Origin of the sequence: Anabaena sp. CCY 0017 (assembly GCF_963920885.1) — a bacterium.
In the GTDB taxonomy this organism is placed as follows: Bacteria; Cyanobacteriota; Cyanobacteriia; order Cyanobacteriales; family Nostocaceae; genus Nodularia.
Window position 1 is genome coordinate 1 of the sequence record NZ_CAWUDG010000051.1, and the last position, 11,625, is coordinate 11,625.

10 protein-coding genes are annotated in these 11,625 nt (G+C 44.1%); 7 read left to right on the top strand and 3 right to left on the bottom strand.

Annotated elements, in window-relative coordinates; genetic code table 11:
- Window positions 1–226 precede the first annotated feature (226 nt).
- Window positions 227–2,536: an ATP-dependent RecD-like DNA helicase gene (locus ACM0OW_RS25165; RefSeq protein ID WP_414553367.1), complete on the bottom strand. Its 2,310-nt coding sequence runs from the start codon at window positions 2,534–2,536 to the stop codon at window positions 227–229.
- A 290-nt stretch (window positions 2,537–2,826) separates the two neighbouring features.
- On the opposite strand from ACM0OW_RS25165, the gene ACM0OW_RS25170 reads away from it, so the two are divergent.
- The 7 genes from ACM0OW_RS25170 (at window position 2,827) to vapC (ending at window position 10,356) form a co-directional block, all read left to right on the top strand.
- Window positions 2,827–3,582 carry a ParA family protein gene (locus ACM0OW_RS25170; RefSeq protein ID WP_194003704.1) on the top strand — a complete coding sequence of 252 codons (756 nt, stop codon included), beginning with the start codon at window positions 2,827–2,829 and terminating at the stop codon, window positions 3,580–3,582.
- Window positions 3,579–4,850, top strand: a complete 1,272-nt coding sequence (locus ACM0OW_RS25175) for a ParB/RepB/Spo0J family partition protein (protein ID WP_414553369.1) — start codon at window positions 3,579–3,581, stop codon at window positions 4,848–4,850. The genes ACM0OW_RS25170 and ACM0OW_RS25175 overlap by 4 nt, the downstream gene beginning before the upstream one ends.
- A gap of 165 nt (window positions 4,851–5,015) precedes the next feature.
- Window positions 5,016–8,093, top strand: a complete 3,078-nt coding sequence (locus ACM0OW_RS25180; RefSeq protein ID WP_414553370.1) for a DEAD/DEAH box helicase — start codon at window positions 5,016–5,018, stop codon at window positions 8,091–8,093.
- 278 nt (window positions 8,094–8,371) lie between these two features.
- On the top strand, window positions 8,372–8,794 hold the full coding sequence (locus tag ACM0OW_RS25185) for a hypothetical protein (RefSeq protein ID WP_414553372.1): 423 nt from the start codon (window positions 8,372–8,374) through the stop codon (window positions 8,792–8,794).
- Window positions 8,795–8,899: 105 nt separating this feature from the next.
- A complete protein-coding gene (locus ACM0OW_RS25190) occupies window positions 8,900–9,541 on the top strand; it encodes a hypothetical protein (protein ID WP_414553374.1) in 642 nt (213 codons plus the stop codon).
- Window positions 9,542–9,601: 60 nt separating this feature from the next.
- Window positions 9,602–9,952, top strand: coding sequence for a hypothetical protein (locus ACM0OW_RS25195; RefSeq protein ID WP_414553376.1), 351 nt, complete (start codon window positions 9,602–9,604; stop codon window positions 9,950–9,952).
- Window positions 9,949–10,356: a type II toxin-antitoxin system tRNA(fMet)-specific endonuclease VapC gene (vapC, locus tag ACM0OW_RS25200; RefSeq protein WP_414553378.1), complete on the top strand. Its 408-nt coding sequence runs from the start codon at window positions 9,949–9,951 to the stop codon at window positions 10,354–10,356. Before ACM0OW_RS25195 ends, vapC begins: the two co-directional genes overlap by 4 nt.
- A 75-nt stretch (window positions 10,357–10,431) precedes the next feature.
- On the opposite strand, the gene ACM0OW_RS25205 is transcribed toward vapC, so the two are convergent.
- Together ACM0OW_RS25205 and ACM0OW_RS25210 are read right to left on the bottom strand one after the other, a co-directional pair.
- Window positions 10,432–11,040, bottom strand: a complete 609-nt coding sequence (locus ACM0OW_RS25205; protein ID WP_414553380.1) for an ABC transporter ATP-binding protein — start codon at window positions 11,038–11,040, stop codon at window positions 10,432–10,434.
- The coding region (locus ACM0OW_RS25210) for an oligopeptide/dipeptide ABC transporter ATP-binding protein (protein WP_414553382.1) at window positions 11,027–11,625 on the bottom strand (599 nt) is incomplete at its 5' end. The genes ACM0OW_RS25205 and ACM0OW_RS25210, both read right to left, overlap by 14 nt.

Consider the following 11,625-nt stretch of genomic DNA (forward strand, 5'->3'; position numbering starts at 1 on the left):
ATTATTAGCGATCGCTTGTTTTTTGTCCAAACTCACAAAATCGCGTTGCTCCCGAGCGCAGTGCCAAAAGCAATCACAAAAATCAGCAATCACCGGAACGCAACGGTAATGATATTTGAGGCTCGTCTAACATCCAAGCCTGATTAGACCGCACTAGGATGGGAAAGACCTCATGCAGGGAAATCTGCCCTGCTTCATCTACAATTACCTGAGCGCGTTGCTCCCACTAAGACCCCTTTGAGATCACCAAATCAATCGCCGAGTCAATTAACTCAACCGCCGATGTCTCATAGTGATAAGTTTTAAACTGAAACTGGCCCACCTGTTCCAATTGCTTCGACGGGCGATGTCCATATTTATCCTCATACAGTTGTAGTGCAATAGTACCGATAGTCGTCATCTGCCCAGAAGTCGCAATAATTGAGCGTGAGCGCAGTCTAGACGCGACAGTGACAGTAGATTGTCTTGTACTTCCTCCCCCCCTGACCTTGCTCAACAGCGAGAATGTTTTGATTAATTCATCCATTGGTGAAAAGAGTAAATTCATTAACCCAGTAAACCGCTTTGCTGGTTTATCTGTCTCCACAGCCACCTTTAAAGCTTCTGGTTGTCCAACCGCAATAAAAATACCTTGAGCGCGAGTCATAGTAGTGTAAAGCAGTTGACGCGTTAACATTCGGCAATTAGACATAAGTAAAGGGAAAATTACATACGGAAATTCACTCCCCTGGCTCTTATGGCAAGTGATACAAAACGAATGCATAATTTGCTCAAAGTCACGAGCATAATAGTCAACAATCGCGCCTCCCTCAAAACAAACCTTCACAAGTGGTTTTTGGTCATCTACAGCAATAACCCGACCAGTTTCGCCGTTCATCACTGGCGGGATAGTCTCGTAACGATTTTTTAGTTGTATCACCCTATCCCCGACGCGGTAGACAACCGACCCCGAAACGACTTCTTGCTGGTTTGGTTTTGGGGGATTAAAGATAGGCTGAAGAAGCTTATTGAGATTATGAACCCCGGAAACCCCAGACTTTTGGGGTGCTAACACCATCAATTGTTGATTTAAATCCACCTTCTCAAAGATCATGGCTTGGGCTAACTCCACGATAGTGCTAGCCGTTTTTTGTGGTGAACCTGTTTCTAGCATGGCGCAGTCCCCCACATCCATCCACGACGAAGCCCGATTAAAATTGTGCAGTTTGGGGACAGTGCCAATATTTACATCGCTAGCCGCATAAATAATCGGGCTTTCGGTTCGCTGTCGATAAATAGTCTGTAATCTCGTAGTCGGCACAATTTCCGAATAAAGCAAATCTCGCAGCACCATTCCCGGTCCGACACTGGGTAATTGGTCAGAGTCTCCTACCAGCAGAATTTGGGTGTTTGACCGTAAAGCTTTCAATAGAGAATTGAACAGAAATATATCCACCATTGAAAATTCATCAACAATCACCCAATCAATATCTAGGGGATTCTGCTCATTATAGAAAAAGGCATTCGCTGTTCCCCGCCATTGAAGTAGACGGTGAATAGTACTTGCTTCCGTGCCTGTTGCGTCTTTCATCCGGTTAGCAGCCTTACCCGTGGGGGCTGCAAGGGCAATAGTTGCCCCAATGGATGTCAACCATTGCACCAAGGCTTTTAGCACATGGGTTTTGCCCCGTCCTGGGCCACCTGTAATTATACTAATAGGGTATTTAACTGCCATAACCAAGGCACTGATTTGTTCAGGACTCAAGCGTGAGAGTTCACGATAGTCAGCCCCTTGATAATCAGCTAACCAGTGTTCAAAATGTTCAATCGAATAAGTGGGTTGGTTAATTAAAGCTTGAATTTTTAACGCTACAGAGAGTTCAGCCCGGTAGGCGGCTCTTTGATAAACACTATTGGACACCTCGCCATAAACTAAAGTTTTGTTCTCAATTAACCGACCCAGAATGGTACTCAAAGATTTATCATCAGGTGTGTGGTCAGGACGCTTGAGCAAAGACACAGCACCCGCAAGCAATTGGGATTCCGGCAGAAAACAATTGCCCTCACTCAAAGCCTCTTTCAAGACATGGAGCAGACCTTTTTCGTAACGAGTCTCACTGGAAACCGAAATGCCCAGCGATATCGCTAATTCATCAGCAGTTTTAAAGCCAATGCCCTCAATGTCATCAATTAACTTATAAGGGTCGCTCTTGAGTATTGCTGAGGTTCTGTGTCCGTAATAGTCGCAAATCTTTAAAGTTAATCTCAATGAAGTTCCCACAGCCAAAAGCATGGCAATAGCTGCTCTTGTCGGATTGGCTTTACTATCTGACCAAGCCTTAGTAATTGCAGCGATGCGATGTTCACCAAGTCCAGGGATTGACTCAAGTCTTTCTGGATAGGTATCTAACACCAATAACGTGTCATAGCCAAAATAATTTACCAGAGTTTGGGCAGTTTTCTTACCGATTCCCCGAAAAAGTCCACTCTCTAAATACTGCTGAATTTCGACCAACGTTAGTTCGGGAAAGTTATCGACTTTAGGAAACGAAGTCATGAGTTAAATAGCAGTTGAAATTGTCAGATGTGGTGGGGAGAGCGTAAATTGAGAAAAAGCGGAATCTTTATCAATTCGCCGAGTTCGCGCATGATTAATTCAAAATTCATTTAACTTTAGAGTTTAATATCACGAGCATCTACACGTAATTTTGGTTTCAGTCAGGGTCTAAATCCCCATTGGGAGCAAAATTTTCCATAAAACAGTAGCCCCGGACAAAAACCAACAGTACCAATTGACGCATCACCAGTTATCTTTAATTGTAATGGGGCAGGTAAATCAACTCACTTATGACCCGAATCATCGCAATCTTTAACCAAGCGGGAGGAGTGGCCAAAACCACCATTACCCAAAACCTGGGCTACCACCTAGCACAACTGAATCATCGCGTCCTGCTCATCGACATAGACCCCCAAGCTTCCTTAACCATTTTTATGGGCTTGGTTCCAAGAGAATTAGAGCAAACCGTCAACACTGCCATTGTGGATGAACACCCCCTGCCAATTCATGAGGGAATTCATGGCATGGATTTAGCCCCTGCCAACATCTCTCTCAGTACAGCAGAAATGCAATTGGTGAGTGCTTCCATGCGCGATTTCCGACTCAAAGAAGCCATCGAACCAATTGAATCAGATTACGATTTCATCTTAATAGATTGCCCTCCCAGCTTAGGGTTGTTAAGTTACATCTCCCTTGTAGCTGCCACCCACGTTCTCGTACCCCTAGAAACCCATTTCAAAGCCTTTGAAGGCACAAGCGAACTATTAAAAACAGTTGCTACCGTCCGCAACAAACCCAACCGCAAACTGCAAATAGCCGGATTTGTCCCCACCAAATACGATGCCCGTAACTCCCAGGACACTCGTACCCTAGCAGCCATCACCGAACAACTAGCGATCGCTGGAACAGTCTTTCCTCCCATTCCTCGTTCCACTGCCTTTGTTGATGCTTCAGAAGAGCGAAAGCCCCTGGCAGTTTACGAACCAAAGCACCCATCTGTTGCCATCTTAAAAAAAATAGCCGTTAGCTTAGAATCCTTACAATGAGACGCACTAAAAGCACCCAACCCCTCAAAAGTAAAATTGAAGTTCCTTGGGACACCACAGACATTAAGAATGTCGATTCTTCTCAATCCATGCCATTAGAGCAGATAAATCTGCCACCAACACAACCGCGCCGTTACTTTGACTCCGAAGCATTAAAGCAGTTAACCGAATCCATCAAACAGCATGGCATCCTGCAACCCCTGCTGGTACGTCCCCTTGATGGAGAAAAACACGAATTAGTAGCAGGAGAGCGCCGCTATCGTGCTGCCAAAGAAATCGGACTAAAAGTTGTTCCCGTTGTCATCAGAGAATTAGACGACAACGCAGCTTTTCAACTGGCACTGATAGAAAACTTACTTCGAGAAGACCTGAACCCAGTCGAAGAAACCGAAGGCATTCTGCAATTGCTGGCTTACAAACTCAATCGAAACATTGAGGAAATTCCCACCGCACTTTATCGCCTACAACGCGAACAGAAAAAAGCATCCACAGTTCTCCATAACCTTATACGCAAGGAGAAAGTTGAGGGTGAAGCATTTACCCATAACGTTATGGGCGAAGTCGAAAGTGACTCAATAACCAACGTAACTGGCAAGGAAAAAGTTGAAGGTGAAGCATCTACCCATAACGTTATGGGCGAAGTTGAAAATGACTCAATAACCAACGTTACTGGTAAGGAAAAAGTCGAAGGTGAAGCATTTACCCATAACGTTATGGGCGAAGTTGAAAATGATTCAAGAACCAACGTAACTGGCAAGGAAAAAGTCCAGGGTAAGGCATCTACCCATAACGTTATGGGCGAAACCGAAAAAGATAACTCAGTCATCAATCAGCAGCCACCTGTAAATCCAGACCTAAAAATCGTTTCGGAAGTATTTGATAGCTTAGGGTTAATGACCTGGGAATCTTTCGTTAAAAACCGTCTGCCCTTATTAAACCTGACATCAGACATCCTTGAAGCACTAAGAAGAGGCGACCTGGAATACACCAAAGCCAAACCCATTGCCCAGATTCAGGATAAAGAAGATCGTGTTGCCTTTTTAGAACAAGCTATTGCCAAAAACTGGTCTTTAAGCGAAATCAAACAGCGCATTACTGAAAAGAAAACCCCAACCTCTACCCCTAAAACCGAGTCTAACGATTACAAAGAGCGCTTTAATACTGCGACTACCAAGTTAAGAAAATCGCGGATTTGGTCAGACCCTAAGAAACGCAAACAGATAGAAAAATTGTTGGCGCAACTGGAGACACTGACCCAAGTTGAGTAACCTGACCGAAAACAGGGTGTGGTGTGTAGCTTATGGGGTGTAGTCCAAGAAAGTTTGTTCCACACCCTAAATCCCTTTCATCTACTCAAACCCAGATGTAGAAAGCAGAAGAGTGAAATATTTTTTATACTAAGCTTGAGTGCCTTTCAAAGGGTTTAAGTTTCCATGCTAGAGTCAGAAAAACTTATCCAGATAGTAAAAGCTTGGTTAGCCTACATCAAATTAGAAGAACTGACTCAAGCCGAGGTCGAGCGTTCTTCAGATATCTATTCAAAAGTAGTAGATAAAGGAGTGCAACTGGTTGGCAACAAGTTACTCTTAGATAGCGAAATATTTACGCAATTCCAGAAACAGCAACAAGCAGCCAAAAGAGGTAACAAAAATGATGTTCAAATGGCTGTCGCCTTCCCACAAATTTATAGAATCAACGGTAAAGGAAAAGAGCAAAAGCTGAAATATCTGCCTCTGTTCACAATTGATATTTCACCCATATTCAAAGGTAATTACCGTAAAACTGGCTGGGACTTAACCGAATACGAGTTTCAGCCAGTAGTCGTTAATCTAATGCGACTCTACACACTAGAAGAAGAGCAAGCCGAATCACTGATTGTTGCGTCAGGAATATTGAAATTCTTAGAAGACACCTTTAAAGGAAGATTCCCGACCCTGCGAGACTTCCTTGACTTGGTAGACTTACCAAACGGAAGATATAAAACTCTTCAACAACCTTATTTGCTACGCTGTGACTTTACACCCTATAACGCCCAAATAAAGCAAGACCTGCAAGAAATCCTCAAGCAACTGCAACCACCTGACTATCAGAGCGAATGGCTAACTAAAACTTCCCCCGCAATGCAGTACCTCTGGGGAAAGCCACAATCACCCAGACATCAACAGGGTGTAGGGGGTAGGGTTTCGGGTGTGGGGAGAGAAGAGGATGGGGATTGCAACCCCAACATGACTCTTAATTCCCAACTTGCAGATTCTCAGACTCAAAGTTTTTCCTCTACACCCTACACCCTACACCCCACACCCAGAGCGCCCATTCCTTCCCAACCTGATACCGAGGATGGGGTATCCAGGGCGCGACCTGATGAAGTGATGTTTTGGGGAGCCTTTCCCGACCACGCACCTGATGAATATCAAGCGGCTGTCCTCAAACACACCCAAGAGAATTGGCTTACTGCTGTTTGTGGGCCTCCCGGAACTGGAAAAACCGAAGTGTTTCTGCACCTCGTAGCACAGCAAGTAGTGAATCGGGCATTACAACTTGTTCGCGGTGAAGAGGATGAGAATAATTTAATTCTCTTTGCCTGCACCAACAAAAGCGCCATCCAAAAATTCCCACAGCGACTGACAAAGAATTTTTCGACTCAACAGTTTTATCTCCCTGGTGGCAACCAAAGCATCATCCGTAAAGAAACCCTACCCAAACTGCAATCAAGCCAGGATTGGTTACGTCATACTGAATTTAATCAAGAGTCTTGGTCACAAGCCCAACTCCAACTACTGCAAGCTGAAAGTGAAATTCAGCAACTGATAGAGCAAGACCGCTTTCATACCATACAACAAGTTACCGATACCGAACAGCGATCTCAACTTGATGGAGAAATCCAATCTCTCAATAACGAGATTGCTGCCAAGTCTTCCGAATTACAAGCCCAAACTGAACAGCTATCAAGTTTGGCAGATTACGTAAATTTTCCCCTTGATGCTTACCAGCAGATACAATTCGCATTATCTCAGGCAGAACGAGAACTACCAAAACAGTCCGATTCCATTACCAAACGCACTTTAGACTGGCTGAATGTTACTAACGACCAGCGAATATTTAAGCGTCTAGCAAATCGAATTAACGCGGCTGTTTTAAACACCTTGGCAACAGCGCATCCCTTTCAAATCCCCCTTGACCGCTTAAGTTTAACCACTGCCCACACAGAGGTGAACCAAAAACTGGATTTTAAAAAGCAATGGCAGAGTCTTCACCAAAAAGTCAGTGAAATTCAAACCCAATTAACAGCTTTTAACCAGCAGTTAGAGTTAAAACAAGCAGAACATCAACAAATCCAAAAACAACTCGATAGTTACCCCCAAGAGGATTTCTACAGTCGTTTTTATCGTGACCATCACTCATTGCAGCTAGAACTATTTCAACGCGCCTGGGCGTTCCTGGTGCAAGAAACTCTCCGACGCAAGGATAGCGTTATCAGGGCATTAGAAACTTATGGCAGCGTATTGATGGGCGATGGACAGGCATTGCTCAAGTTAGAAACAGATCATGATGCCATCTACCGTGACTTGAGTTTGATTTTCCCCGTGATTAGCTCCAGTTTGCAATCAATACGTAATATGCTGCCAATCCTCCATCCCCATAGCGTCAAGCTGGCATTGGCGGATGAAGCAGGGACAACTCTTATACATCAATTATTTCCTTTGCTGGTGCGATCGCAAAAGGCTGTAGTGGCAGGCGACCCCCAACAAATTGAGCCAATCATTAATCTTTGCGACGATACCATCAAACAATATTTCAAAACCGCCTTTCTGGAAATGGGCATGGAGAACGAAGACTACTACCGCTATGCCCCCACTGCCAAATACACTGCTACCGCTTATCATAGCGCTGCTGGTGCTAATGGTACAGAAGGGGACTTAGGCAATGGTATTGTCCTGAGAAATCACTATCGCTGTACCCCACCCATTATCCAATTTTGCCGTCCCAACTATCCTGGGGGTCTGCAAATCCTTTCAGAGGATAACGGCGAAACAACAGTTAAACATCTGCTGGCTTACCACATTGAGGGAAGCCACACCCATAACACCAATCCAGAAGAAATCGCTGCTGTAGAAACTATAATTGCGTCCTTGCTTCAGCACGGCTACTCTATTAGCGCGGATGACAATTCTAAGACAATTGGGGTGATGTCGCCGTTTTCGCAGCAAGCCAACGCGCTGAGGTATCGAATTTCTAACCGTTGGCGAAACTTTTCTTGGGATGATATTGGCACGGTTCACTCCTTCCAGGGGGGAGAAAAAACAGCTATCATCTTTTCTCCTTACCAGTGCCAGAAAGAGCATAGTTTTTGGTTCCTTAACCGCAAACCCAATTTGCTGAATACTGCTGTCAGTAGAGCAAAGGAATTGTTTATTTTGGTGGGTAATCTCAGGGAACTAGAATTAGCTGGTGGTGAAACTAAGCGGTTAGTTGAACATATTCGGCAATATGGAGAAATTCGCTCTGAGTGAGGCTTGAATATATGGGGTCAGCAACCGTTTTTTTGAACTGAGATGGCACTAATACAAGTCGGCGTAAATAAACAGACCATTCAAAATCCATGAAAAGCCCATATTATAAGCTTTTTGACTTTTGACTTCCGCCTTGCGGTACTAACCCCATGAATTTGCTCAAAAAAGCTCGCTTCAGTCCCATCTACTCGCTATCCAGAGATAAATAAAAAAACTGTTTTCAAGCAATCCACAAGTTAATATGATGATGTTGGGGGTAGCAAAGAGGAGCTTTGGGATTGAGGAAGTTCCCTAACCTGTTCCCAGAGGACTTGCCAATAATCATCCAAAGATCGCAGCTGGTTCTCAAGTCAGGAAAATGGCGAGAGGTGAGATACAAACGTGAAGAACGCACCGCATCAGGAGTGTATAATTTTGTCACCATAGAAGGACAAGTATTCATTTGTAGAGCCAGTGCTAGAGTTGGAGGCAGGCCAATTGGTCATGTAGATTTGGCAATGGGAAAGGATGTGGACTACGCAGGTCGGCTTTACTTTTCAGGACGCACTAAAAGGGGTATTCTCCGCAAGTGGACTAATGAATCGGGACATTATCGACCGACCCCTGAGTTGATGAGCAACGCAGGTTTACCCGCAGAACTTTTTGAGCCGGGTCAATTCAAAAGCCTAATCAGTGTAATTTCACCCCCTGATGATGATTAAAACAGAACAGCCTCCGCCAAGATAGATAGAAGATGATATTTGGTGATGTCAGGGTGTACTTAAGTCGGATGAGAAACGTCATAAAATATTAATAGGAAAGATAATATGACTAGCCGATTTATTACTGATCAAGATTTTGCAGACCATAAGGCTTTACAACGGAGGCTGATGAGTTTACCGGAGTCAGATCAGTTCGATGAGATAAACGCCCTTGTAGATCGGGATTCTGTTATTGGTTTAAAATTGGCTAATGCCGTACTCAAGAACAAAAATTACTTTGAGGTGCTTCTAGAGCGAGGACTAGAGAAAGCAAATGCGAGTGAAATAGAACTTTGGCTCAAGTATTTACTTCCGCGTATAGGCTTCCGGCGCGTCATAGCAATCCTATCTAACAAATTATCACAACAGCCTCAGCAAGTAGCTAAGGCTTCATACTGGTTGCCCAAATTTCTACCAAAAGGTAATGAACAGGCTGCAAGATTGCTGAAAAATCTTTGGAATCAGGAGAAACAGATGTTAGGTGGAGAGTACAAAGCTGTTAACCCTTCAGGGCAAGTTTACAAGTTAATTTTCCGAATCAAAAGTACAGGTGAATTTGCAGTTTTTGGTGGATATCAATTGGGTAGTAAGGGTTCTAAAATCATTGTGGAAATTCTCAATTCAGAAGACTTATATCCAACTGGTGGAGTTAGGCAAGTATCGCCTGGGGATATAGAGATTCTCGACCCACAACCTTATGACGATTGAGGTTGTGGGTAGTAATTGATCTGAAAGTAAAATAAAAGTATCCTCTACTTAACCCCTATCATGGCTATCCAAGAACTCGAACAGCAACTCCTTCTACTTCCCCCCAACGATAAACTGTATATTATCCAACTTCTAGCCCAAAGCTTGACCACACACAATAACAACACCCACCCAGACCAACCAAGCAAACTCTCAGAGTTTTTCCGTCAATCCCCCTTAGCAGAACTCACCGAAGAATTAGACATTAGCCGTGGCTGTGCATTGCTAAAAACCCTGATTGAGTCCCTACAACCAGAAACCCAAACCGAAACCCCAGAATATCCCCGGACTCAATTTTATGGATGTATCCAAGACGAAACATTCTTTCGCCATCCCCAAGAACAACAACAAGAACGCGAACCCATCCTGTGAAATTCCTGCTAGATACTAACACTTGCATTATTTATATGCGTGGTAAAAATACCACCTTAAAGCAGAAACTAGAATCCACTGCAACCAAAGATATTGCCGTTTGCTCAATTGTCAAAGCTGAACTATTTTATGGCGCAATGAAAAGTGCCAACCCAGAACGTAATCTTACCTTACAGCAAGAGTTTTTAGCTCAATTTGTCTCACTAACCTTTGACGACCAAGCAGCAATGACATTTGGAACAATTCGCTCTCAACTAGAAGCATTAGGCACTCCAATTGGAGCGTATGATTTACAAATTGCCGCGATCGCACTGACAAATAACTTAACCCTCATCACTCATAACACCAGAGAGTTCAAGCGCGTTAATAACTTGTTTATTGAAGATTGGGAGATAGATAATTGACAAACGACTAATAACCTAAACCTGAATGGTGCTATTCAGCAAGCTGGCAAATCTATGGGTGCTATACAAACGTGACTATCTTATCTGGGGATTTACGTTAATTGTATAATTACAAAGACGTTGAAGTAAGGCAGCTTCATGACTAATCACTAAAATTCCCACATTTTGCTCTCTAGCATATTTAATTACCACTTGCCAGATGAGCGCTTGAGTATTCGCATCCAGCATTGCCGTCATTTCATCAGCAATCAGGTAACGAGTCGAAGAATTGAGCGATCGCGCCACTGCAATCCGTTGTAATTCACCGCCACTAAGTTCATGAGGATAACGACTCAGCCAACTTTGGTGAATACTGAGGGCTTGGAGTAAATCAACCGAGGGAGTTTGTCCTTCTGCTAAAACTTTGCTGATGCGCCAGCGCGGATTGACAGCCAATTCTGGGTTTTGAAAAATCAGTTGTACAGGACAGTAATTACTGCTAGGTAAAGGCTGACCATTACAAGTTACCTTTCCTTGATTCGGTTGCAGATATCCAGCTAAAAGTTTACCAATGGTAGTTTTACCTCGACCACTTAACCCACTTAACCCCACAACAGCACCAGGGGCGACTTCCAAGGAAAAATTACGCAAAATCCAAGGGTGCTTGGAGTGATAACGAAAACATAAATCTTCAGCCTTCAGCATGAATACACCTCACGGGAGCGCCCCGTACTAGACGAAACTGGGGTCTGGCTTCTCGACAAGCATCTGTAGCTAAATCACAGCGATCGCCAAATAGACAACCAACAGGCAAAGCTTCAGGATGGGGTTGGCTACCGGGAACTGGAATAAACTCATTTTGAGGAAGCGATCGCCACAAAGCCTGAGTGTAGGGATGACGCAAATTTCCAGAGGTGAAATCACCAGCATTTGCCACTTCCAGTGTTGTCCCCGCATAAAATACAGCCACCTTATCCGCCACTTGCAGGGCTGCTTCCAAGTCGTGGGTAATCAAAATCACCGCTTTCCCATCATTAGCCAGTTCCCGCAGATGATTCAGCGTTTCCACCACAACATCAGGGTGCAAACCAGGAGTAGGTTCATCAGCAATTAACAACTCAGCACATCCCACACCCGCCGTCGCCACCAGCACCCGCCGCGCCATACCTCCAGAAAGTTGAAAAGGATACAGCCGCTTCACTGATGTAGCTAAACTATAACGGTCAAACACCTGGTCGGGAGCAACGCGATTTTGTGAGATGACCCTACTTGAAGAGCGATCGCCAATAA

Bases quoted from the DNA above. Each gene is read 5' to 3' on its own strand.
- ACM0OW_RS25195 (WP_414553376.1), top strand. From the start codon at position 9,602: ATGGCTATCCAAGAACTCGAACAGCAACTCCTTCTACTTCCCCCCAAC.
- ACM0OW_RS25190 (WP_414553374.1), top strand. From the start codon at position 8,900: ATGACTAGCCGATTTATTACTGATCAAGATTTTGCAGACCATAAGGCT.
- ACM0OW_RS25205 (WP_414553380.1), bottom strand. From the start codon at position 11,040: ATGCTGAAGGCTGAAGATTTATGTTTTCGTTATCACTCCAAGCACCCT.
- ACM0OW_RS25180 (WP_414553370.1), top strand. From the start codon at position 5,016: ATGCTAGAGTCAGAAAAACTTATCCAGATAGTAAAAGCTTGGTTAGCC.
- ACM0OW_RS25175 (WP_414553369.1), top strand. From the start codon at position 3,579: ATGAGACGCACTAAAAGCACCCAACCCCTCAAAAGTAAAATTGAAGTT.
- ACM0OW_RS25170 (WP_194003704.1), top strand. From the start codon at position 2,827: ATGACCCGAATCATCGCAATCTTTAACCAAGCGGGAGGAGTGGCCAAA.
- ACM0OW_RS25165 (WP_414553367.1), bottom strand. From the start codon at position 2,536: ATGACTTCGTTTCCTAAAGTCGATAACTTTCCCGAACTAACGTTGGTC.